The organism is Clostridium sp. MCC344 (assembly GCF_018785365.1).
GTDB lineage: Bacteria > Bacillota > Clostridia > Lachnospirales > Lachnospiraceae > Pilosibacter.
This window is the reverse complement of record NZ_WQPQ01000026.1, coordinates 85783-109426: the sequence shown is the minus strand read 5'-3', so window position 1 is coordinate 109426 and position 23644 is coordinate 85783. Positions and strand designations below refer to the sequence as shown.

The 23644-nt window shown below is 51.6% G+C and carries 17 protein-coding genes and 1 other annotated feature; of the genes, 15 read left to right on the top strand and 2 right to left on the bottom strand.

Annotated elements, in window-relative coordinates:
• Positions 1-23 precede the first annotated feature (23 nt).
• Positions 24-1649 carry a chaperonin GroEL gene (gene groL, locus GPK90_RS09405; RefSeq protein ID WP_118296864.1) on the top strand — a complete coding sequence of 542 codons (1626 nt, stop codon included), beginning with the start codon at positions 24-26 and terminating at the stop codon, positions 1647-1649.
• Between the two features lie 84 nt (positions 1650-1733).
• On the opposite strand, the gene GPK90_RS09400 is transcribed toward groL, so the two are convergent.
• The gene (locus GPK90_RS09400; RefSeq protein ID WP_118531756.1) at positions 1734-2186 is read right to left on the bottom strand and encodes a CYTH domain-containing protein; all 453 of its coding nucleotides are present in this window, start codon (positions 2184-2186) and stop codon (positions 1734-1736) included.
• 265 nt (positions 2187-2451) lie between these two features.
• On the opposite strand from GPK90_RS09400, the gene GPK90_RS09395 reads away from it, so the two are divergent.
• The 7 genes from GPK90_RS09395 to yihA all read left to right on the top strand — a co-directional run bounded on the left by GPK90_RS09395 (position 2452) and on the right by yihA (position 11890).
• Positions 2452-3792 carry a DUF975 family protein gene (locus GPK90_RS09395; RefSeq protein ID WP_118531754.1) on the top strand — a complete coding sequence of 447 codons (1341 nt, stop codon included), beginning with the start codon at positions 2452-2454 and terminating at the stop codon, positions 3790-3792.
• A gap of 232 nt (positions 3793-4024) precedes the next feature.
• Positions 4025-4573 carry a DJ-1 family glyoxalase III gene (locus GPK90_RS09390; protein WP_215702824.1) on the top strand — a complete coding sequence of 183 codons (549 nt, stop codon included), beginning with the start codon at positions 4025-4027 and terminating at the stop codon, positions 4571-4573.
• Between the two features lie 562 nt (positions 4574-5135).
• Positions 5136-6425 (top strand): trigger factor, encoded by a 1290-nt coding sequence (tig, locus tag GPK90_RS09385; protein ID WP_118531752.1) that lies wholly within the window; start codon positions 5136-5138, stop codon positions 6423-6425.
• Positions 6426-6666: 241 nt separating this feature from the next.
• Positions 6667-7248 carry an ATP-dependent Clp endopeptidase proteolytic subunit ClpP gene (gene clpP, locus GPK90_RS09380; protein ID WP_118296855.1) on the top strand — a complete coding sequence of 194 codons (582 nt, stop codon included), beginning with the start codon at positions 6667-6669 and terminating at the stop codon, positions 7246-7248.
• A 33-nt stretch (positions 7249-7281) separates the two neighbouring features.
• Positions 7282-8583 (top strand): ATP-dependent Clp protease ATP-binding subunit ClpX, encoded by a 1302-nt coding sequence (gene clpX, locus GPK90_RS09375; protein WP_118296853.1) that lies wholly within the window; start codon positions 7282-7284, stop codon positions 8581-8583.
• A gap of 261 nt (positions 8584-8844) precedes the next feature.
• A complete protein-coding gene (gene lon / locus GPK90_RS09370) occupies positions 8845-11157 on the top strand; it encodes an endopeptidase La (protein ID WP_215702823.1) in 2313 nt (770 codons plus the stop codon).
• Between the two features lie 40 nt (positions 11158-11197).
• Entirely contained in the window at positions 11198-11890 is a 693-nt protein-coding gene (yihA, locus tag GPK90_RS09365; protein ID WP_118296849.1) for a ribosome biogenesis GTP-binding protein YihA/YsxC, read from the top strand.
• Positions 11891-11955: 65 nt separating this feature from the next.
• Here yihA and GPK90_RS09360 read toward each other — a convergent pair whose 3' ends face one another.
• Positions 11956-12477, bottom strand: coding sequence for a DUF4364 family protein (locus GPK90_RS09360; RefSeq protein ID WP_118296847.1), 522 nt, complete (start codon positions 12475-12477; stop codon positions 11956-11958).
• Between the two features lie 236 nt (positions 12478-12713).
• Here GPK90_RS09360 and GPK90_RS09355 point away from each other — a divergent pair, with 236 nt between their 5' ends.
• The 7 genes from GPK90_RS09355 (at position 12714) to GPK90_RS09325 (ending at position 23643) form a co-directional block, all read left to right on the top strand.
• A complete protein-coding gene (locus tag GPK90_RS09355) occupies positions 12714-16286 on the top strand; it encodes a DUF5717 family protein (protein WP_215702822.1) in 3573 nt (1190 codons plus the stop codon).
• A gap of 13 nt (positions 16287-16299) precedes the next feature.
• Positions 16300-17526 carry a DUF5716 family protein gene (locus tag GPK90_RS09350; RefSeq protein ID WP_118296843.1) on the top strand — a complete coding sequence of 409 codons (1227 nt, stop codon included), beginning with the start codon at positions 16300-16302 and terminating at the stop codon, positions 17524-17526.
• Entirely contained in the window at positions 17523-18332 is an 810-nt protein-coding gene (locus GPK90_RS09345) for a hypothetical protein (protein ID WP_118320898.1), read from the top strand. The genes GPK90_RS09350 and GPK90_RS09345 overlap by 4 nt, the downstream gene beginning before the upstream one ends.
• A 186-nt stretch (positions 18333-18518) precedes the next feature.
• Positions 18519-18754 (top strand) — a binding site (T-box leader).
• A 91-nt stretch (positions 18755-18845) separates the two neighbouring features.
• Positions 18846-19055: a DUF6472 family protein gene (locus GPK90_RS09340; protein ID WP_021906052.1), complete on the top strand. Its 210-nt coding sequence runs from the start codon at positions 18846-18848 to the stop codon at positions 19053-19055.
• 20 nt (positions 19056-19075) lie between these two features.
• The gene (locus tag GPK90_RS09335; RefSeq protein WP_215702821.1) at positions 19076-21727 is read left to right on the top strand and encodes a valine--tRNA ligase; all 2652 of its coding nucleotides are present in this window, start codon (positions 19076-19078) and stop codon (positions 21725-21727) included.
• A 313-nt stretch (positions 21728-22040) separates the two neighbouring features.
• Positions 22041-23402 (top strand): bifunctional folylpolyglutamate synthase/dihydrofolate synthase, encoded by a 1362-nt coding sequence (locus GPK90_RS09330; protein ID WP_215702820.1) that lies wholly within the window; start codon positions 22041-22043, stop codon positions 23400-23402.
• A 97-nt stretch (positions 23403-23499) separates the two neighbouring features.
• Positions 23500-23643 carry a hypothetical protein gene (locus GPK90_RS09325; protein WP_015554816.1) on the top strand — a complete coding sequence of 48 codons (144 nt, stop codon included), beginning with the start codon at positions 23500-23502 and terminating at the stop codon, positions 23641-23643.
• The last annotated feature ends 1 nt before the right edge of the window (position 23644 follow it).

Below are 23644 nucleotides of genomic sequence, written 5' to 3'. Positions count from 1 at the left end.
TTATTGATTGGAGGAATCTTAACATGGCTAAGGAAATTAAATATGGCGTTGAGGCCAGAAAAGCTCTTGAAGCTGGTGTAAATAAACTTGCTGATACCGTTCGCGTAACGATCGGACCGAAAGGAAGAAACGTTGTTCTCGACAAATCCTTCGGTGCTCCGCTCATCACAAACGATGGTGTTACGATCGCAAAAGAGATCGAACTGGAAGACCCGTTTGAGAACATGGGCGCACAGCTGTTAAAAGAAGTTGCAACAAAGACAAACGATGTTGCCGGTGATGGTACAACAACCGCTACCGTTCTTGCACAGGCTATGGTAAATGAAGGTATGAAGAACCTGGCAGCAGGTGCAAACCCGATCGTATTAAGAAAAGGTATGAAGAAAGCTACCGACGAAGCTGTTAAGGCGATCGCAGAGATGAGTGAGCCGATCAGCAGCAAGGACCAGATCGCAAGAGTTGCAGCAATCTCTGCAGCAAGCGATGAGGTCGGCGAGATGGTTGCAGACGCAATGGAGAAAGTTACAAACGACGGCGTTATCACAATAGAAGAGTCCAAGACCATGAAAACAGAGCTTGACCTTGTAGAAGGTATGCAGTTCGACCGTGGATACATTTCCGCATATATGTGCACAGATATGGAGAAGATGGAGGCAACTCTTGATGACCCGTATATCTTGATCACAGATAAGAAGATCGCAAACATCAACGATATTCTTCCGTTACTCGAGCAGATCGTTAAGACAGGTGCAAAGCTTCTCATCATCGCTGAGGATATCGAAGGCGAGGCTCTTACAACTCTTATCGTCAACAAGTTAAGAGGTACATTCAGCGTAGTTGGCGTTAAGGCACCGGGCTACGGCGACAGAAGAAAAGAGATGTTAAAGGATATCGCGATCTTAACAGGCGGTACTGTGATCTCTGATGAACTCGGTCTTGACCTCAAGGATGCTACAATGGAGCAGCTTGGACGTGCAAAATCCGTTAAGGTTCAGAAAGAGAACACGATCATCGTTGACGGTCTCGGCGACAAGAAAGCCATCGCTGACAGAGTTGCCCAGATCAAAGGTCAGATCGAAGAGACAAAATCCGATTTCGACAGAGAGAAACTTCAGGAGAGACTTGCAAAACTCGCTGGCGGCGTAGCTGTTATCCGTGTAGGTGCTGCTACTGAGACAGAGATGAAAGAAGCAAAGCTTCGTATGGAAGATGCTCTTGCAGCTACAAAGGCAGCTGTTGAAGAAGGTATCATCGCAGGCGGCGGATCTGCTTATGTTCATGCAGCAGAGAAGGTTGCAGCTCTTGTAAACGGCATGGAAGGCGATGAGAAGACCGGCGGAAAGATCATCTTAAAGGCTCTCGAAGCTCCGTTATTCCACATCGTATCCAACGCAGGTCTTGAGGGTGCTGTGATCGTAAATAAAGTAAAAGAGCTTCCGGTTGGCCAGGGCTTCGATGCTTACAACGAAGAGTTTGTTGATATGATCAAAGCTGGTATCCTTGATCCGGCTAAGGTTACAAGAAGTGCATTACAGAACGCAACAAGTGTTGCTTCCACACTCCTTACAACAGAGTCCGTTGTTGCAAACATCAAAGAAGAGACTCCGGCAATGCCGGCAGGCGCAGGCGGAATGGGCGGAATGATGTAATTTCTTCCGGATCCGTGCAATCTGAATGAAAATAAAAAAGACCATCGGCGGTTCTTTGGGCCGTCGGTGGTCTTTTTTTACAAGTTACGGCATTTTTGAAAGCTTGCTGTTCTGGTATTCTCCGGACCAGGTCACATCCCGGTCAAACCAGGGGAGCGGAGGAAAGGCTTTTGCGTCCTCCTCGGAGGAAAACTCAATCTCCGCGAGCATGAGTCCGGCGAATTTTCCTTCAAAGACATCGAATTCCACGGTGAGATCCTCGCGTCCCGGGACAGGGAGCAGGTAGCGTTTTTTCGTGAGGACGTTCCCGTCCGCTTTTGTGAGCAGGTGGGCGTAGGCCTCTTTTGTGAGCGGAAGATTATATTCTTCCCTCGCGAGAAGTCCTTTGGATTTGTAGGTGAGGTAGTAGTTGTCATCTTCCTTCCGGATCCTCACCACAGGTTCGGTGCAGAGGTATGCCTGTTCGATCTCATGAAGAGGGAAGGACCCATAGTTTTCAGGAGGTGTCGTGACGAGAAATTTGCGTTCGATTTCCATGATAAATATCCTTTCTGGGATGCCGGCGGTTGCGGCAGAAGATTTGATCGCCAGTTCTTATGAAATTACCGGCAGTGATTGAAACAAACTGTAATAAATCATATCATATCGCAAGGAAAAAGTAAGGTCTTTTGTAAAAAAACATGTTACAATATCAGTAAACAAATGTAGATGAAAGTTCAGCGGTTCCAGTATGCGGAATCCGGGAGAATGTCCTGTTTTTGCATATCGGTCAACACCGTTCATGAAAAAAGGAGGAGTGCGTATGTGGACAAGGGCAGAGTTAAAGAACCGTGCAAAAATGTGTCTGAGCAGATATTACTGGGCGGCATTTGCGGTGAGCCTGATCTTTGCGATCCTCAGCGGATTCGGCGGATCGAATGCAAACACGCAGAGAGTTACAAGCTACCTGGAGCAGAATGCGACGGGAAGCAGCCGGGATGACCAGAGCGGTCTTTTGATCGGTGAATTAGGAGGCGACGGCAGCCTCAGTGGAAGTACCCAGAGTGGTCTTGCCAGCGGGATCGAGCTTGTCCCTGGACTTGGCGACGCTTACGGACCGGGAGCCGGAAATGCCGGATCCATGGTTGCGAGCAACCTGTTTTACCGTCTTTTCGCGGGAGCGGTGGTCGTTATTGTGATCGTCTCTGTCGTGATCGGAATTTTTGTACAGCCATTGTTTGAAGTCGGACGGAACCGGTTCTATCTGGAAAGCCGTGTGACGGGGCAGTCGGCGGGTGTCGGAAAGATCTTCTGGGGATTTTCCAATGGATATTTAAAGATCGTGGGAACCCAGTTCCTTCGGGGACTGATCACAGAGAGTGTTGTGATCCTGGCCAGTCTGTTGGGATTTCTTGTGATCTTGTTTAATGGTGTTGAATGGATCGGTAGTGTATTTTGGGCAGTAATGATATGCGCTACGATAGGAGCTTTTGTTTCTGTTTATTTCCAGTACTGCTATCTGATGGTTCCATATATTCTTGCTGAAAACCCGGATATGAAGACGATGGAAGTTTTAAGACTCTCGAAAGAGATGATGGATGGACAGAAATGGAACGCCTTTGTACTCGGCCTTTCCTTCCTGGGATGGCAGCTTTTAGGAACCCTGCTCTGCGGTATCGGAACCTTCTTCGTCCAGCCGTATGTGGATGCAACCTTTGCGGAGCTTTACGCAGTGCTTCGCGGACCATATTCGGGACGCCTGAATGGATTCGGAGGGGAACCGTTTGTACAGAATAACGCGCGCTACGGCGGACAGTATGTGGAACCGGACAGTGTGAGAGATGTCGGTGGGAATGAAAACCCGGGCGGCGGATACGGTGCGTATGGAACCGGAAATATGAACGGCGGCTATGGACAGAATGGCGGAACCGGTTATTCGTACGGACAGGGACAGAACAGCGCCTCGGACAGCTGGAATGATATGCCGCAGGAGCCGTATCAGTATCATGGACCAGAGCAGACCGTGGATTCTTCCGCACAGCAGCAGGCGGATGCAGAGGATCGCGGAACAGAAGTAAAACGGTCGGAGGGCGGACCTGGACGCGGATATTATCTGAACGGGAAATTTTATCCGTATACGGATGATGAGAAAGACGGACAGTGATGTTGAAAAAATGTAACTATTCAGTAGGTCTGCGCACTTGCTGCGCTGACCGTAATAAAGCACAGGTCTGGAGGCAAAAATCCCATCGGCGAAGCCGATCTGGAATGGATTTTTGCTCGTAACTGTGAGGGTACTGAACAGTTACGAAAAAATGAGATTTGCGGGGGATTTCTACTGCGTTATAAGGCAGGGATTTCCCCCGCACTGCGATCAGAAAGGTGCGTAAATGAAAATGGCAAGAGTATATGCGTTTGTGGCAGACGGAATGGAAGAGGTGGAGTGCCTCGCGGTGTGTGACTGCCTGAGAAGAGCGAAAGTGGATGTGAAACTGGTCTCCATCATGGGAAGAAAGATGGTGACGGGATCCCACGGTTTTAAGATTGAGGCGGACTGTCTGTTCGAGGAGATCGGGGATGACGCAGATGTGCTGTTCCTCCCGGGCGGACTTGTCGGAACGAATAACCTGAAGGCACACAGAGGTCTGGCAGAGATGCTGAAGGCCCATGCTGCAGCAGGAAAGCGGCTTGCGGCGATCTGTGCGGCTCCGAGTGTTTTAGGGGAGCTCGGTCTTGTCGAAGGTCATCGTGCGACCTGCTATCCGGGGTTTGAGAATCAGATGAAGGGTGCGGACTGCCGCGGCGACGGTGTGGTGACGGACCGGCTGATCAGTACCGGACGCGGAATGGGATGGGCGATCGACCTTGGGTTGGAGCTGATCCGTATTCTGGTGAGTGAGAATGAGGCGGAGAAGATCAGAAAGGCGATCCAGTATGAGAGATAAATAGACTCGCTGAGGGTGTTGGCTGAGGTACGCGGTGAGTATCCGGGCAGGTGCACGCGGGGATGCGGGGACGGTTCCGCTAAGCTTGCGTGTGCCTGCTAAAGGCGGAACACAGATGCCGCAAACTCGCTGCGCTCAGACAGTGCGGCATCTGTGTTCCAACGCAGTCACCCGCGAGCTAAGAGGAACCAGATCCCCGGATCAAGGTGCGCCTGCCTGGATACTCACCGCTGTGGGGCAGGCGCGTTATGTGAGCGTGGTGTGCCGGGAATGGTATGGACTGGCAGGCGTGGGGAGAGAATGCAGGTATTTGCAGCAAGAATATCCCGTATTTTCTGGATTTTTTGTAATTTAGGTCTGGTCTTTTTATGCGTCTTATGTTATAATTTCATGCGGCGCTATGTGCGCGTGACGGAGAAGTGATGCCTGCGGGCGGATTTTTCGCTGAGCGGCCATCATAATGCCGGAAAACGTGTAACGCCCAAAAAGCGGCAGTTACGAGATCATACGGGCGGGACCATCCGATCCCCGCTATCGATATATTTAAGGAGGAACTCATAAAATGAGCGTACAGGTTGAGAATTTAGAGAAGAATACGGCAAAACTTACAATCGAAGTGCCGGCAGAAAAGTTTGAGGAGGCTGTACAGCATTCCTATAATAAGAATAAGGGTAAATTCAATATCCCGGGCTTCAGAAAAGGAAAAGCTCCGTTCAACATGATCAAGAAGATGTATGGTGTTGGCGTATTCTACGAGGATGCCGTTGATGAAGTGATCGACGCAAGCTATCCGGATGCTGCAAAGGAGAGCGGACTTGAGATCGTTTCCCGTCCGGCTGTTTCCATCGAGCAGATCGAGGAAGGAAAGTCCTTCATCTACACAGCAAAGGTTGCTGTTAAGCCGGAAGTTACTCTTGGCCAGTACAAGGGCGTAGAGGTTCAGAAGACAAAATCTGACGTTACAGAGGAAGATATCGAGACAGAGATCAAGCGCGCAAGAGAGAAAAACTCCCGCCTGATCACAGTTGAGGACAGAGGCGTTGAGGATGGCGATCAGGTAACGATCGACTTCGACGGTTCCGTAGACGGAAAGAGATTCGAGGGCGGCAAGGCTGAGGACTATCCGCTTACGATCGGTTCCCATACATTCATCGACAACTTTGAGGAGCAGCTCATCGGCAAGAAGACCGGCGAAGAGTGCGAAGTAAACGTAACATTCCCGGCTGAGTACCATGTAGAAGAGTTAAAGAACAAACCGGCTGTATTCAAAGTAAAAGTAAAAGAGATCCAGAGAAAAGAGCTTCCGGAAGCAAACGATGAGTTCGCAAGCGAAGTATCTGATTTCGATACAATGGAAGAGTACAAGAAAGACCTTACAGAGAAATTACAGGCTGAGAAGATTGAAGCAGCTAAGACAGCAGACGAGGATAAGGTCGTTGCTAAGGTAATCGAGAACGCAACAATGGAGATCCCGGATCAGATGGTTGAGGAGCAGGTTAACGGTATGGTCAACGACTATGCGCGCAGACTTGAGAGCCAGGGTATCTCCTTCAAGCAGTATGTTGAGATCACAGGCATGACAGCTGAGAAGATCGGCGAGCAGATGAAGCCGCAGGCGATCAAGAGAATTCAGACAAGACTTGTTCTCGAGGCAGTTGTAAAGGCTGAAAACATCCAGGCTGACGATGCTGCAGTTGAGGAGCAGTTCGACAAGATGGCTGCAGACTTCAAGATGGATAAAGAACAGATCAAGGGTATGTTTGGTGAAGAGCAGATGGCACAGTTAAAAGAAGACCTTGCTGTACAGAAAGCGATCGACTTCCTTGTAGCTGAGGCAAAGTTCGTTGACTAATCAGGGCAACATACTTTAGACGGATCTGCACAGAAAACATGGTGGAAAGTGGTCCGATGACGGACCATGACCCGCATTCAGAGGGGGTTGCTGCGGAGAGCTTTTCGCGGCAATCCCCAGTCGGTTATACAGGGATAGTTCCGAAATGTGTGCAGACAGCCGGAATTTTGACGGTGAGCACAGGTTCCGGACAGATATTTCTGTGTGCCGCGATCATAAAAGAAAAGATGGAGGAAATAATATGAGCTTAGTACCTTATGTGCTTGAATCTACAAGCAGAGGAGAGCGTTCCTACGATATCTATTCCAGATTATTAAAAGACCGTATTATTTTCCTCGGTGAGGAAGTAAACGATGTGAGCGCGAGCCTTGTTGTGGCTCAGCTCCTGTTCCTGGAATCCGAGGATCCGAATAAGGACATCAACCTTTATATCAACAGCCCGGGCGGTTCCGTAACGGCCGGTATGGCGATCTATGATACGATGAACTATATTAAATGCGACGTATGCACGACCTGCATCGGTATGGCTGCAAGCATGGGAGCATTCCTTCTCTCCAGCGGTGCGAAGGGCAAACGTTTTGCGCTTCCGAACGCTGAGGTCATGATCCATCAGCCGTCCGGCGGGGCACAGGGTCAGGCGACGGAGATCAAGATCGTTGCGGAGCAGATCTTAAAGACAAAAGAAAAGCTCAACAAGATCCTGGCTGCAAACACAGGGCAGCCGCTCGACGTGATCGCCCGCGATACGGAGAGAGATAATTATATGACAGCGGAAGAGGCAGCCGCATACGGCCTGATCGACCGCGTGATCACAGGACACTAGGTCCGGTTATAAATTTAGAATTGAGGTGCGAACATGCCAGTAAGACCTGAGGAAAAGATCAGATGTTCCTTCTGCGGAAAGAATCAGGATCAGGTAAGAAAAATGATAGCCGGCTCCAACGGCGTCTATATCTGTGATGAGTGTATCGAACTCTGCAGTGAGATCCTTGAGGAAGAACTCGGAAACGAGGAGGAGGAAAGACCGGATTTCTCCGGAATCAACCTCTTAAAACCGAAGGAGATCAAAGAATTTCTGGACGACTATGTGATCGGACAGGATGAGGCGAAGAAAGTTCTTTCCGTGGCTGTTTACAATCATTATAAGAGAATCACATCGAAGAAGGAAAGTGATGTTGATCTTCAGAAGAGCAATATCCTGATGCTCGGTCCGACCGGATCCGGCAAGACTTATCTTGCGCAGACACTTGCGAAGCTTTTAGGTGTTCCGTTTGCGATCGCAGATGCAACGACGCTGACTGAGGCCGGTTATGTCGGCGAGGACGTGGAGAACATCCTCTTAAAATTGATCCAGGCAGCAGATAATGATGTGAGCCGTGCGGAGTACGGTATTATTTACATCGATGAGATCGATAAGATCACAAAAAAATCCGAGAATGTGTCCATTACCCGTGATGTTTCCGGCGAGGGCGTCCAGCAGGCGCTGTTAAAGATCCTGGAAGGTACTGTTGCAAGCGTTCCGCCTCAGGGCGGCAGAAAGCATCCGCAGCAGGAGCTGATCCAGATCGATACGACGAACATCCTGTTCATCTGCGGCGGTGCTTTCGATGGCCTTGAGAGAATTATCGAGTCCAGACTGGAGACAAGTTCCATCGGCTTCGGCGCGAAGATCGTGGATAAGAAAAATACGGATATCAGCAAGCTGTTGAAGCAGGCGATGCCGCAGGATCTTACGAAATTTGGTCTGATCCCGGAGTTTGTCGGAAGAGTCCCGGTGATGGTATCCTTAGATCTTCTGGATGAGGATGCCCTTGTGCGGATCCTCACGGAGCCGAAGAACGCGCTCGTAAAACAGTATCAGAAGTTATTTGAGCTGGATGACGTGAAGCTGGAGTTCACTCCGGAGGCTGTCCACGAGATCGCCCATATGGCGGTGGAGAGAAAGACGGGAGCAAGAGGACTCCGTGCGATCATGGAATCTGTCATGATGGATACGATGTACGAGGTTCCGTCCGATTCCAACGTGGGTATCTGTACCGTTACGAAGGATGCGGTGGACGGAAAGGAAAAGCCGGAAGTCGTATACCGCGATGTGACGGTGCCGAAAAAGGCGTTGTCCGGAAGATCCAGAAAAGATGGAAACGGGGAGATCGCGTAAGAGAACGGCTCTCCTTACAAAATGAACCTGCAGGACCCGTATCCCGCAGATAAGAGGGGCTGCTGCGCACAGAAATGTCACGGCAGCCTTTTTGACGCAATGTATCCGGAAACTGCCGGAGACGTTTTTTACAAATACGATCGATAGGACAGCCGCATTATCCGATGGGATGCGCTGACCTGTCTGAAACTGTCTCATAGAAAAAGGCGGAAATCACGACGATCGGAATGTCGGAAACGGATTTCCGCTCAGGAGAAATGAATGGAAGATAAGAAAATTACGATGCCGGCTGTGGCACTCCGGGGACTTACGATCCTCCCGGGAATGGTGCAGCATTTTGATATCAGCCGAGAAAAATCTGTCCGCGCGGTGGAGACAGCCATGATGGGAGACCAGAAGGTCTACCTTGTGACGCAGCGGAATCCACAGCAGGAGGTGCCGACGGCCGCAGATCTGTATCAGATGGGAACAGTATCCCAGATCAAACAGATCGTGAAAATGCCGAACGGGATCCTGCGCGTGATGGTGGAAGGATTAGAGAGAGCGGCTCTTCTCACACTGTTCGAAGACGGACAGTATCTGGAGGCGGAGATCGAGGACGCTCCGATGCAGGAGGAGCAGCTCTCGGATACCGTGAAGGAAGCGATGAGCCGGATCGTCAAGGAAAAACTTGAGGAGTTTGGAAACGCGAACCCGAAGGCGGTGAAGGACTTTATCGGAAGTCTCCTCGTGATCACAGACCTGGAGCCGCTCCTGACCCAGACAGCGAACGAATTCCCGTGGGATTTTGCTGTAAAGCAGGAGCTTCTGGAATGTGACTATGTAAGCCACCTCTACGACCGAATCGTGTATTATCTGATGCGTGAGATCGAGATCCTGATGATCAAGCGTGATTATCAGGGAAAAGTAAAGGAACATATCGATAAGAACCAGCGCGACTACATCCTGAGGGAAGAGCTGAAGGTCATCCGTGAGGAGCTGGGAGATGATGCCGGGGCGGAGGACGCTGACGGGTATCTGGAACAGCTTGAAAAGCTGAATGCGGATAAGGAGACAAAGGAGAAGATCAAAAAAGAGATCCAGCGTTTCAAAGGCATGCCGGGCGGAAGCCAGGAGGCAAATGTCCTGCGCACCTATATCGAGACGGTCCTCGAGATGCCGTGGAAGAAGACGTCCAGGGACAATCAGGACATCATCCATGCGAAGGAAGTGCTGGAGGAAGATCACTATGGTCTGGAGCAGGTAAAAGACCGCGTTCTGGAATTCCTTGCGGTCCGCGCCCTCACAAAGAAAGGCACAAGCCCGATCCTCTGCCTTGTGGGACCGCCGGGAACAGGTAAGACCTCCATTGCGAGATCCGTGGCCCGCGCGCTCGGAAAGAAGTATGTAAGGATCAGCCTCGGCGGCATTCACGATGAGGCGGAGATCCGCGGCCACAGAAAGACGTATGTCGGCGCGATGCCGGGCCGGATCGCCGATGCGATGCGCCAGGCAGGCGTGGCGAACCCGCTGATGCTCCTGGACGAGATCGATAAGGTCTCCGCGGACTACAGGGGAGATGTCTCGTCTGCGCTCCTTGAGGTCCTTGACGGAGAGCAGAATGGGAAATTCCGCGACCACTATCTGGAAATCCCGTTAGACCTTTCCGGAGTCCTCTTTATCGCGACGGCCAACGATGTGTCCACGATCCCGAGACCGCTCCTTGACCGTATGGAAGTGATTGAAGTGTCCAGTTACACGGAGAATGAGAAGTTCCATATCGCGAAGAAATATCTCGTTCCGAAGCAGTTAGAGAGAAACGGACTCACAGGGGAAATGCTCTCCTTCAGCGATAAAGCGCTGGAAAAGATCATCCACAACTACACGAGGGAAGCCGGAGTCAGGAACTTAGAGCGCCGGATCGGCGAGATCTGTCGGAAGTCGGCAAGAGAATTCCTTGAGAAAAAACGGAAATCTGTGCATATCACAGAGGGAAATCTTCAGAAGTATCTCGGAAAAGAAAAGATCACCTTCGAGAATGCCAACGAGGAGGATGAAGTCGGGATCGTGAGAGGTCTCGCATGGACCAGCGTTGGCGGGGATACTCTCCAGATCGAAGTGAATGTGATGCCGGGCGACGGAAAACTCCAGATGACAGGCCAGATGGGCGATGTCATGAAGGAATCCGCGCAGATCGCACTGACGTATGTAAGATCTGTGGCTGACCGGTACGGTGTGGAAAGCAAATATTTTAAGGAACATGATCTGCATCTTCATATTCCGGAAGGTGCGGTGCCGAAGGATGGCCCGTCCGCGGGCATCACAATGGCGACTGCGATGCTCTCCGCAGTGACCGGCAAAAAGGTCCTCGCCAGCGTTGCAATGACCGGCGAGATCACTCTGCGGGGGCGTGTACTGCCGATCGGAGGCTTAAAGGAAAAGACACTTGCGGCGAGAATGGCACATATGAAGAAGGTGCTCGTGCCGGACAAGAACCGGCCGGATATGGCGGAGATCTCGAAGGAGATCACGAAGGGCATGGAGATAGTGTTCGTGAAGACCATGGACGACGTGGTGCGCGAAGCGTTCGCGTGATACAGGAAAGCTGCACCAGCCAGATAGAAGGAGAATAGGAATGGTTATCAGAAATGTGGAACTTGAGACCGTCTGCGGTGTGACGAGCACACTGCCGGAGAATACGCTGCCGGAGTTCGCGTTCGCGGGAAAATCAAACGTGGGAAAATCTTCCCTGATCAACGCACTCATGAACCGGAAAGCGTTGGCGAGAACGTCCTCCCAGCCGGGAAAGACCCAGACGATCAACTTTTATAACATCAACGGAGATCTCTATTACGTGGATCTCCCCGGCTACGGTTACGCGAAAGTTCCGCAGTCTGAGAAGGTAAAATGGGGCAAGATGATCGAGAATTATCTCCATAAGTCCCAGATGTTAAAATGCGTCTTCCTTCTCGTGGACATCCGTCATGAGCCGTCTGCCAACGATAAGACTATGTACGACTGGATCGTTTACAACGGCTTCCGCCCGGTCATCATTGCGACGAAGCTTGACAAGATCAAGCGGAGCCAGATCCAGAAACAGGTAAAACTCATCCGGACCGGTCTCGGAATGGAGAAACAGGATATCCTGATCCCGTTCTCCGCTGAGACCAAGCAGGGAAGAGAGGATATCTGGACGCTCATCGACAAGATGGCTGCCGGAGAAGATCTTCTGACCGCCGAGGAGGAGATCCAGGCGGAGAAAGCCGCGGAATGGGCTGCGAAAAAGGCTGCGAAGGAAGCGGAAAACGCAAAGAAGGAACAGGAATAAGAGAATGTAAACAAAAAAGCGGCATTGCCACAGAACATGATCTGTGGAAATGCCGCTTTTGAATATCATCCCTTCATCAGCGTTTTCATCACATAGGAGTAGATCTCCTGGCTCCGCTCCTTCCAGTGGCTGGCCATCGTCTCAGCCTGGTCTTTGTCGGGGACGGAGAGATCGAAGCCGATGAGAATGGATTTTCCCTCCCGGACTTCGCAGTGAACGATGTAGTCCTGGTTTGTTGATTTATAGAAGTCGGAGATGACGCCAACCTCGTTGCGGAGGCGGAATTTGTTCTCTTTTAAGTAGCTGTCGATATCCTCGATGATCGCGGGGGAGATATTGTTTCCGAAGAAGGAGAGCGTGTCGTCACCCTCTTTTGTGATCTCGTAGCGGGAGGAATTGTGGGTGGATTCCATCCGGATCAGCCCCGCCTCTTTCAGCTCATTTAATGCCTGCTGGAGCGTAAAATACGTTGTATATTCATGATCCAGGAAAAAATCCGTGAGCTGGGAGTTTGTCAGCGGAAAGTTGACATGGTCCAGCATATATAAGATCATCAGTTTGTAGAGCGTGATCGGATCAGATAACATAGGGGTTGCTCCTTTATTTTAGAGTCTGTAAAAATCTTTGCGAATACATCTATTTTACAGGTTTCACTGAACGGATTCAAGTCCTTTTTCCGGCTTCCCATGAAAAAGGTCGAAAATTGTAGTGAATTTGAACGGAAAATGTGCTATGATGATACCACGAATATTTCAGCAGATCGCAAAAGCGCGGGGCGCAGAGCGAGCGGGTATCGGATAATGAATTTAAGGTGAATGAATATATGAGAGAACGGATCATGCGCCTTTCCAGAGGAATCGTGGACGCGGAGACGCCGAAGCTGTTCCTTGAACCTGCGAAGGTCGAGGAGACTCTGGGGAGCGATACAGTTTATAAAAGAGAACTATACCTGGCAAGCGAGAATAATTTGTATATCAAAGGTCTTGCCTACTCAAGCCACAGCCGTGTAAGGATCTTAAAGAGTGCCTTCGGAGGCTTAAGAAACCATATTGTCTACGAGGTCGACACCTCCTGGTGCGAGAACGGAGACCTGATCAGGGGAAACTTCACGCTTGTCACGAACAGCGGAGAACTGGAGGTTCCTTTTCTTTTTCGTGTCGAGATGATCGAGTCCGTCCGTGTCCTGTCAACCCTGAAGACGATGGAAGACTTTGTGGAGCTGGCAAAAAGAGATATGGATCTGGCGCTGCGACTTATGGAGTACCGGGATTTTACGGAAGCGCCGTTCTTTAAGGACCTGAAGATCCGCACGATCTATGAGGGATTGAAGGGACATGGAAACCGCCAGAATGCATTGGAAGAGTTCTTCCTGGCAGCAGGCGTGAAGGAGCCGATCGAACTGACTCTTTCGACGGCGAAAAAGGTCTACGACAGACCGAAGGATATCGTGAGCGATAAAGTAGTCCTCCGGAAGAACACCTGGGGATATATCTATATGGAAGTCCGTGCTGACGGTGATTTCATCGAGATCCCGAAAAAAGTCATCACTCAGGCGGATTTTGAGGATGACCGTCTGGATCTCCGCTTCCGGATCCATCCGGAGCGGATGCACCGCGGAAAGAACCTGGGTGCGATCCGTCTTCTCACGGTCCACGGAGATACGGTGATCCGGATCGAGGCGATGGGAGAGGAACCGGAGAAAAAGCGCGCCGAGGGCGAGATCAGCAAGGCCGGTGTCTGCCGGTATATGAAACTCCGCGAAGCTTATGAGAGCGGACTTTACGACAAAAAACTCGTTCTCGGAAAGATCCAGAATGAGCTGGATGCGATCCGCGGCGCAAACGGCGGTTCCGTGATCCTGTCCTTACTCCAGGCGGAGACGTATCTGGATGCGGGAAGACCGGATCAGGCAGCGTTATGCCTGGATGATTCCTGGGAGACGGTCGCGGTTCTGAGAGACCGTCTCGGAACACTTTACTGCTACTATCAGTACCTTCAGTACCGGTTGGAGCCGGATGAGGAGAAAAAGGACGCGGTGATCCGCCTGTTCCGGAAGAAACTGGAGGATGCCAACGGAAGATTTTATCTGCAGCTTTTACAGCTGAAAATGATGCCGGAGATGTATGAGGAGGAGGAAGCGCTCGCGGAGAGCTTTAAGATGCAGTATAAGAACGGCTGCCGCAGCCCGTTCCTCTATATCGAGACGATCCGGCTTTTCGGGAAGAACCCGGAGCTTTTAAAGACGATGGATGTCTTTGAGATCCACGCTCTCTACTACGGGGCGATGAACGGACTTGTGGGGGAGGAACTGGCGGAGCGGATCTGTGCGCTGGCGCCGGGGGCGAAATTCTTCCACCGCCTGTATTACAGACTGCTCGCAAAGCTTTATGAAAAGTATCCGACGAAGGAGATGCTGACTGCGGTATGCTGTCTCCTGATCAAGGGAAATGTCCGCGGAAAAGAGAGCTTTTCGTGGTATGAAAAGGGGATCAGCCAGGAGATCAGTCTCACGAGGATCTATGAATATTTCCTCTATGCGCTTCCGGATTCCTACGAGCAGATGATGCCGCGCCAGGTCCTTTTATACTTCTCCTACGAGAGCGCCCACCTGGACCAGAAGAGCCGGGCGGCTCTCTACGCGAACGTGGCTGCCTATATTCCTCAGGATGATCCGCTCTATAAAAAATACGAGCGCGAGATGGAAAAGTTTGCCATGGAGCAGCTGTTCGAGTCCCGGATCAATAAGAGACTCGCGGTGATCTACAAACATATCATCTACCGGGACATCATCGATGAACAGGTGGCGCGGGTCTTACCGGGGATCTTAAAGGCGAACCGGATCCGGGTCAAAGATTCGGCGATGAAATATGTGATCGTCTCCAACGAGATCCTGACCGGCGAGGACGCTTACCCACTGCAGGACCAGACGGCCTATGTTCCGCTGTTTTTTGAGGACAGTGTGATCATGTTCCAGGATACCTTCGGAAACAGGTATCTGGACGTGGAATATACGAAAGAACCGGTTCTCGACGAGAAAGAACTGGAAGAAAAATGCTTTGAGATGTATCCGGAGCACCCGATGTTAAAGATGAAGGCGTGCCTAGAGATCATGAAGAAAAAAGATCTCGATAAAGAGGATGTGACTGAGCTCGAGACGGCTCTGGACAACCTCCCGGTGAAACCTGCCTATCAGCAGAAGATGCTGACGAGGATCATTTCCTATTACCGCGCGGCTCTCTCAGGCGATGATGAGGTGATGGACGCGGAGGGCGGTGCGTACCTCTTAAAACTTGATAAAAAGACACTCTCCAGACCGGAGCGTGTGGATGTCTGCGAGACGCTGATCGTCCAGAGTTACATGGTCCAGGCCTACGAGATGATCAAAGAGTTCGGCGAGGAGCAGATCCGCGTGAAACGGCTTGCGGCCCTTGTATCCCAGCTGATCCTGGACCGGATGTTCGAGGAGGATGAGCTGCTTCTCCACCTCGCGGGCCGCGTATTCGCGGACGGTCACGGAGACAGCGTGATCCTTGATTATCTCTGTGAACATTATAACGGCAGTGGCGAATCCATGTACCGGATCCTTGCGGAGGCTGTGAAGAACCATGTGGAGACATACGATCTGGAGGAGCGCCTGCTTGCCCAGTACCTGTTCTCCGGCTGTGAGAAACATATGGACACGGTATTTGATCTCTATGCGTCGAGAAAAGAGACCAGCGATGTGATTGTGAAGGCGTACTTTACGGTGAAGTGTACGGAGTATTTTCTGTGGGATGTCGTCCCGGGGGATAAAGTGTTTGCGTACCTGGAAGGCGCAATCCATGGGATGGAGCTTCGGAAAGTCCCGGAAATCTATCTTCTGGCACTGGCAAAATTCTACTCTGGCCAGGCATCCATCTCCGAGGAGCAGAAAGAGCTTCTCTCCCGGATGATGGATATTCTCTCCGCACGCGGCATGGTATTTGCGTGGTATAAGGATCTGGCGAGATATGTGGAAATGCCGGGCGAAGTCATGGACAAGGAGATCATTGAGTACCATGGACGGCCGGACGGAAGACCGATCTTAAAGATCCGGATCCTGCCGGATGAGGAAGAGTTCCATGAGGAAGAGATGAACATGGTCTATAAGGGGATCTATGTGCGTCAGAAGCTCTTATTTGACGGCGAGATCATGGAATACGAGATCTGGGAGAATGAGGACGGAACGATGGTGAAGAAGGCGGAGGGCGAAGTGACCTGCAGCGAACCGGCGACCGGGGACAAAGGCAACCGCTTTACGGCTCTGAATTCCATGAATCTCTATCTCGGAATGAAGGATGACCGGAAATTGAAAGAAAGCATGACAGAATATGTGACGGACAGTCAGATCGCGAAAAAACTGTTCCGTCTGGCGTAACGAGGACAAAGGAATGGAGAAACTGATCATTGGCATCGACCTCTGCGATAACTACACCCAGGCAGCTGTCCTGGGGCGTGAGGATGCGTGGATGCTCCCGACCGTCATCTGCAGAAAGAAGGCTGCGGAAGAGTGGTATGTGGGGGAAGATGCGTACAAATATACGCTGGTGGGCGAGGGAGTCATCGTTGACAAGCTCCTGAGCCTGGCGGCAAAAGAAGGAACGTCCACTATCGGAGGCGTGAAATACGGCGGAATGGAGCTGCTGCAGAGATTCCTGGGCAGCATCCTCGCCATGGTCCGGGCAGAGTACGGCGGGCAGAAGATCGACGAGCTGGTCATCAGCCTGAAAAACATGGAGATGAAGCTTTTAGAAGGTCTTACGGCTAGCGTGGAGGCCCTAGGCGTTCCGAAGGGATGCATCCATATCGCAAGCCACACGGAATGTTTTGTCCACTATGTGTTAAACCAGAGGAGAGACGTCTGGGGAGGCCAGGTGGGGATGTTCTCCCTGTCGGATGAAGATCTGCGCTACTATGAACTGAAGGTCACGAGAGGACCCCGCCAGATGACGGCCATGGCGGAGCACGAGGAGCTGGAAGAGGGCTTTAGCCTGAGCGTCCTGGATACAGGCTCCGGGGCAAAGATGGCGGATAAGATCCTCTGCGCCTGCGGGGAGCGTTTTCTGCAGAAAAAGATCTTTTCCTCGATCTTCCTGACGGGAAAAGGCTTTGCGAGAACAGACTGGGCGCCGGAATTCATGAAACAGATCTGCAACAGGAGAAGAGTCTTTGTGGAGACGGCTCTCTTTGCGAAGGGCGCTGCCATGAAGGCGGAGGAATACTTAAACGAGAGCGATTCCCCGTCATTTGTCTGCCTCTGTGAGGGCAAATTATGGTCCACGGTCTCCATGGAGGTCATGAAGCGGGACGCGAAGTCGGAGCTCGTCCTGGCATCTGCCGGTGAGAGCTGGTATGAGGCGAGAAGTGTGGTCGAAGTGATCCCGGACGGGGAACGTGAGATCACGTTTACGATCACGCCGCAGCAGGAGCCGAAAAAGAAACGCCAGGTGAAGGTTACCCTTGACGGATTCCCGGAGCGTCCGAATAAGACGACGAAGATCCGGGTGGCTGTCGGCTTCCTCGATGAGAAGACGATGGTGGTCAAGCTCACAGACCAGGGATTCGGGGAGCTGTTCCCGAAGACGGACGCGGTGGTCCGACAGGAGGTGACGTTATGAGTCTGATTCTCTGCAGACAGGAGCCTGTGAAGATTCCTCTTTATATCGAAGATCTTGGGATCCATATCTATTCTTCCCAGGAGCTCTGCTATGTGATCTACAATAACCCGCTGCTGGTTCTGGAGGACTTTATCGACAGCCGCCTCACGGAGTTCCTCCGGAGTGAGCTGCGCATGCCGTTCCTCGCGGAGAAGATCGAAAAATGGATGGAGAGCCGCGGTGCGACGGAGGAGATCCTGTATCTGATCCTTCAGGAGTGCAACTATTATTCCCCGAAGGAGCAGGCTGCTTACCGTCAGACGGTAAACGGATTAAAGAAACTCACGGAGGAAGAATACAAGAAACGCCGTGCGGATTATTTTTACGGTCTTGATCTCTTCGGAAAAGCAGTCACGATCTACGAGCAGATCTTAGACGGGGCAGGACGCCATCTCTCCGGGGATTTCCGCGGGAAAGTCTGGAACAACATTGCAGCCTGCTATGCGAAGCTTTTCTGCTACCAGAAGGCGATGCATGCCTACGAGAACGCCTGGAATGCAAAGGCGGAGGCGGAGTATGTGAAGCGCATGTACTTCCTCACGGCGCTGAATCCGGAGCTTAAATTAAAAGATAAGTTCCAGGAGATGATCGGGGAGGATGACAAGGAAGTCTGGGATCAGGAAGTGAAGGAGGCAAGGGAAGAGGCGGAAAAAGCGCCGGAGACCTTAAAACTTGCCGCTGTGTTCGAGAAAGACCCGGCTGGCCGGATCGCGGCGGCGGGGGATGTGCTGAACCGCTGGAAGATGGAATACAGGAGAATGCTGTAAGATCATTTTCACGGGCAGAAGTTTTTGGACCGGAAAATCCTGTGTGATACAGGGACAGTGGTGGATTTTGCTGACTTTTTCCTTGACATTTTATCAGGATTCTACTATATTAGGAAAGAGCAGTCGGAAAATATTTGCGGCTGTGAAGCGAACCGGATGAAAGAAAGAGCCGGTCTGGGAAACAAGTGAAAAGCTGGGAAGAAGAGGAGTACATTTTTTGCGCCTCCAGAGAGAACTGTCCATTGGCTGGAAGACGGTTTGGGAATGCGGAAATGGAAGGTAGCTTCGGAGCCGGAGCAGTGAACGGAAAGTAGCTGTTCCCGGGGAGAAACCTCGTTAAGAACAAATGAGATACTGTCTGAAGGATCGGAAGGTCCTGGGGATGGTGAATAAAGGTGGTAACGCGGTGATTCGCCCTTTGCATGAATGTGCAGAGGGCGTTTTTGTTTTAGCGGGAAAGTCCGGCAGGATTTCCGGAAAAACAAAAGGCACCGGCAACAGGAGTACAAAACGATGACAAAGAAAGATTCCAAACAGAAAAAAGTACAAATCACAAACTGCGAGACCTGCGCCTTTTACACATATGATGAAGAGTATGGCTACTACGTCTGCGAGGCAGATCTGGACGAGGACGAGATGTCTGCGTTCCTTCGGGGAAGTGATTTTTCCTGCGGGTTCTACCAGCTTGATGATGAATATGCCATCGTAAGAAAACAGATGTAGAAAAGAATAAGGAGAAGACCATGAAAGAACTGGAAAAGACCTACAATCCGGCGGACATTGAAGACCGCCTGTACCAGAAATGGCTGGACAACAAGTATTTTCATGCAGATGCGGAGAGAGGAAGACGTGAGGGTAAGAAGCCGTTCACGATCGTAATGCCGCCGCCAAACATCACAGGACAGCTTCATATGGGACACGCTCTTGACAACACGATGCAGGATATCCTGATCCGTTACAAGAGAATGCAGGGCTACGAGGCACTCTGGCAGCCGGGTACTGACCACGCAGCCATCGCTACCGAGGTCAAGGTTATCGACAAGTTAAAGAAAGAGGGCATCAACAAGAACGACCTCGGACGTGAGGGATTCTTAAAAGAGGCCTGGAAGTGGAAAGAGGAGTACGGCACAAGGATCATCAAGCAGCTCCACAAACTCGGTTCCTCCGCGGATTGGGACAGAGAGCGCTTCACGATGGACGCAGGCTGCTCCGAGGCTGTTTTAGAGGTATTTACACGCCTCTATGAGAAAGGATATATCTATAAAGGATCCAGGATTATCAACTGGTGCCCGGTCTGCAAGACATCCATCTCCGACGCTGAGGTTGAGCACAAGGAGCAGGACGGCTTCTTCTGGCACATCAACTACCCGATCGTAGGCGAAGAGGGAAGATTCGTTGAGATTGCGACGACAAGACCGGAGACACTGCTCGGCGATACAGCCGTTGCCGTAAATCCGGAGGACGAGCGCTACAAAGACATCATCGGAAAGATGTTAAAGCTTCCGCTCACAGACCGCGAGATCCCGGTGATCGCAGATGAGTATGTTGACAAGGAATTCGGAACCGGCTGCGTAAAGATCACACCGGCTCACGACCCGAACGACTTCGAGGTCGGAAAACGCCACAACCTGGAAGAGATCTGCATCATGAACGACGATGCGACGATCAATGTTCCGGGCAAATACTTCGGCATGGACCGCTATGAGGCGAGAAAAGCCATGGTCGAGGATTTGAAGGAAATGGGACTTCTCGTGAAAGTTGTTCCGCACAGCCACAATGTCGGCACCCACGACCGCTGCGGCACGACCGTAGAACCGATGGTAAAACCGCAGTGGTTCGTAAAGATGGACGAGATGGCAAAACCGGCGATCGAGGCATTAAAGAGCGGCAAATTAAAATTCGTTCCGGAGAGCTTCGGAAAAACATATCTCCACTGGCTCGAGGGAATCCGCGACTGGTGTATCTCCAGGCAGCTCTGGTGGGGCCACAGGATCCCGGCTTACTACTGCGAAGAGTGCGGTGAGATGACGGTTGCAAAGATGATGCCGGAGAAGTGCCCGAAATGCGGCTGCACACACTTAAAGCAGGATGAGGACACCCTCGATACCTGGTTCTCCTCCGCATTATGGCCGTTCTCCACACTCGGCTGGCCGAAGGAGACCGACGAGATGAAGTATTTCTATCCGACAGACGTTCTCGTTACCGGATACGACATCATCTTCTTCTGGGTCATCCGTATGGTATTCTCCGGACTTGAGCAGACCGGCGAGTGCCCGTTCAATACGGTCCTGATCCACGGCCTTGTCCGCGATTCCCAGGGACGCAAGATGAGTAAGTCCTTAGGAAACGGGATCGATCCGCTGGAAGTCATCGACAAGTACGGTGCAGATGCTCTCCGTATGACTCTTATGACAGGAAATGCTCCTGGAAACGATATGCGTTTCTACTGGGAGAGAGTCGAGGCGAGCAGAAACTTCGCAAACAAGGTATGGAACGCGAGCCGTTTCATCATGATGAATATCGAGAAGGCACCGGCAGGCGAGGCGAAGCTCAGTGACCTTACGGCAGCAGATAAATGGATCCTCTCCAAGGTCAATGATCTTGCGAAGGAAGTTACGGAAAACATGGACAAGTACGAGCTCGGAATTGCCCTCCAGAAGGTTTACGATTTCGTTTGGGAGGAGTTCTGTGACTGGTACATCGAGATGGTAAAACCGCGTCTCTGGAACGATGAGGACCAGACGAAGGCAGCGGCGATCTGGACATTAAAGACAGTCCTGATCAATTCCTTAAAGCTTTTACATCCGTTCATGCCGTTCATCACGGAAGAGATCTTCTGCAATTTACAGGATGATGAGCCGTCCATCATGATCTCCTCCTGGCCGGTATATAAGGAAGAGTGGAATTTCGCCGAGGATGAGCATGCAGTCGAGGTCATCAAGGAGGCTGTCCGCGCGATCCGTAATGTGCGTACATCCATGAATGTTCCGCCGAGCAGAAAGGCGAAGGTGTTCGTTGTGACTGAGGATGCTGATCTCACAAAGATTTTTGAGAACAGCCGTGTATTCTTCAGCACGCTTGCTTCTGCGAATGAGGTTGTGATCCAGAAGGATAAGACAGGAATCGGCGAGGATGCCGTATCCGCAGTGATCCCGAAGGCAGCGATCTATATGCCGTTTGCGGAGCTTGTTGATATCGAGAAAGAGACGGAGCGCCTGAAGAAGGAAGAGGAGCGTCTTACGAAGGAGCTTGCGCGTGTAAACGGAATGCTTGCGAATGAGAAGTTTGTGAGCAAGGCGCCGCAGGCGAAGATCGATGAGGAGAGAGCGAAGCTTCAGAAGTATACAGAGATGATGGAGCAGGTGAAAACTCGGTTGGCGCAGCTTGGAAAGTAAGTGATAGCGCGAAAGTGCTGATGATATAGGGGCAGCCGCAGGTGTTTATTACCTGTGGCTGTTCTGTTTTGAAGGGAAGGTTGTCTGAGAGGTTGGCGGAAGTACGCGGTGAGCGTCCGGACAGGAGTGCCCGGGGATGCGGGGATGGTTCCTCTAAGCTCCCGGGCGCTTTGCTCGGTGATGGCGGTGAATGTCCATGTGTGGTGAGTTTTGCTGGAATGCGTCGAATTGTTCCGACAGGTTCAGGTTGCAAATTTGATGAGAAACGGGTATCATATGTGAGAGAAGCAGGTCACGACGAGGAGGAGTTTTCTTGGAGTACATAACGATGCAGGAGGCGTGGGATCAGATCGAGGCAATCCCGGGGTATGCGAGGAAGAAGAGCGGGATCCCGAAGATACGGGAGTTTCTCGGGCTTTTGGGCGATCCGGACCGGGAGTTTCAGGTGATCCATGTTGCCGGGACGAACGGAAAGGGTTCGGTTTGTGCTTTTTTGACATCGATGCTCTGCGAAGCGGGAATCCCGTGCGGAACGTTTGTTTCGCCGCATCTGGTGGATATCCGGGAGCGGTTTCTGATCGGCGGGGTGATGGTCCCGGAGGCGGATTTTGTAAGGGCGTTTCTGGAGGTGCAGGCTGCCTGTGAGAAATGGACTGCGCGGGGAACGCTTCATCCTACCTACTTTGAGTTTTTGTTTTACATGGGACTTTGTATTTTCCGGAATGCCGGTGTGGAGGTTCTGGTCCTGGAGACGGGAATGGGAGGTACATATGATGTGACGAACGTGGTGGAGGATCCGCTTGTTTCGGTCATCACGTCCATCAGCATCGATCACACGGCGTTTCTGGGATCGACGATCGCGGAGATCGCGGCGCACAAGGCGGGGATCATAAAGCGGGGCCATCCTGTAGTATATGACTGCAGTTCTCCGGAGGCGGCAGCGGTGATTTCTGCGAAGGCTGAGGAGCTGGGAGTACAAAAGTTTCCTGTGACGCCGGAGACGGCAGGTCGCGGGATCCGAACCCGTCTCGCGGGTATGGAGGCTGATACGGCTGCCCGGCTGGACAGAAATCTGCTGGAGCTGTCTTACCGCGGAAGAGATGTGCTGTTTGAAATCCCGTTTGAGGCGCCTTACCAGTTTATGAACGCGGCGCTGGCGATCCGGGCGTTAGATATCTCGGGACTTCCTGTGACACCGGAGCAGGCGAAGGCAGGGGTTCGGAAAGCAAAATGGCCCGCGCGGATGGAACAGATCTGTCCGGGCGTATACCTTGACGGGGCGCACAATGAGGATGGGATCCGGGCGTTCCTGGATGCGGCCTGCAGGCTGAAGAAATTGCGGGATCCGGATCATGTGAGGATCCTGTTTGCGGTCTCCGCGGACAAGAAGTACCCGGAGATGCTGGCTGAGATCAGAGAGCGTCTGCAGCCGGATTTCTGGATCCTTGCGAAGATGGAGTCCCATCGGACGCTTTCCGTCAGGGAACTGGAGGAGGCGGCAAAAGTGCTTGCCGATCAGGAATGCGGGAAAAAAACGGAAATCCTGGTTTGTCCGGATGTGAAAGAGGCGTTAAACCGTCTGTTCCGCATTCACGGGGAGCACGATCTGACTTTGATCGCCGGATCGCTGTATCTGGCGGGGGAAGTGAAGGAGTGTTTCGGGAACTCAGGCTGAGAAAAGTGATAACGGATGCCGCGGAAGATACGAAAGCGGCAGCAGGAGCGGCGGTCTCGTGCATGGAACGGACTGCAGCGATAAAGGAGAGACAGATATGATCAATTTTGAAGAAGAGATCGAGCGTTTTAAACCGAGTCTGGAGGTCGAGGCGGTCAGCGATGCGATCGTAAAGAGTGACCTCACAGATATGGCTGACATCATGATGGACATCATGAAGGATATCAAGAAGGAAAAGTAAT

Bases quoted from the DNA above. Each gene is read 5' to 3' on its own strand.
- GPK90_RS09390 (WP_215702824.1), top strand. From the start codon at position 4,025: ATGGCAAGAGTATATGCGTTTGTGGCAGACGGAATGGAAGAGGTGGAG.
- GPK90_RS09360 (WP_118296847.1), bottom strand. From the start codon at position 12,477: ATGTTATCTGATCCGATCACGCTCTACAAACTGATGATCTTATATATG.
- GPK90_RS09395 (WP_118531754.1), top strand. From the start codon at position 2,452: ATGTGGACAAGGGCAGAGTTAAAGAACCGTGCAAAAATGTGTCTGAGC.
- tig (WP_118531752.1), top strand. From the start codon at position 5,136: ATGAGCGTACAGGTTGAGAATTTAGAGAAGAATACGGCAAAACTTACA.
- GPK90_RS09335 (WP_215702821.1), top strand. From the start codon at position 19,076: ATGAAAGAACTGGAAAAGACCTACAATCCGGCGGACATTGAAGACCGC.
- GPK90_RS09400 (WP_118531756.1), bottom strand. From the start codon at position 2,186: ATGGAAATCGAACGCAAATTTCTCGTCACGACACCTCCTGAAAACTAT.
- yihA (WP_118296849.1), top strand. From the start codon at position 11,198: ATGGTTATCAGAAATGTGGAACTTGAGACCGTCTGCGGTGTGACGAGC.
- GPK90_RS09340 (WP_021906052.1), top strand. From the start codon at position 18,846: ATGACAAAGAAAGATTCCAAACAGAAAAAAGTACAAATCACAAACTGC.
- GPK90_RS09355 (WP_215702822.1), top strand. From the start codon at position 12,714: ATGAGAGAACGGATCATGCGCCTTTCCAGAGGAATCGTGGACGCGGAG.
- GPK90_RS09325 (WP_015554816.1), top strand. From the start codon at position 23,500: ATGATCAATTTTGAAGAAGAGATCGAGCGTTTTAAACCGAGTCTGGAG.
- clpP (WP_118296855.1), top strand. From the start codon at position 6,667: ATGAGCTTAGTACCTTATGTGCTTGAATCTACAAGCAGAGGAGAGCGT.
- clpX (WP_118296853.1), top strand. From the start codon at position 7,282: ATGCCAGTAAGACCTGAGGAAAAGATCAGATGTTCCTTCTGCGGAAAG.
- groL (WP_118296864.1), top strand. From the start codon at position 24: ATGGCTAAGGAAATTAAATATGGCGTTGAGGCCAGAAAAGCTCTTGAA.
- lon (WP_215702823.1), top strand. From the start codon at position 8,845: ATGGAAGATAAGAAAATTACGATGCCGGCTGTGGCACTCCGGGGACTT.
- GPK90_RS09345 (WP_118320898.1), top strand. From the start codon at position 17,523: ATGAGTCTGATTCTCTGCAGACAGGAGCCTGTGAAGATTCCTCTTTAT.
- GPK90_RS09350 (WP_118296843.1), top strand. From the start codon at position 16,300: ATGGAGAAACTGATCATTGGCATCGACCTCTGCGATAACTACACCCAG.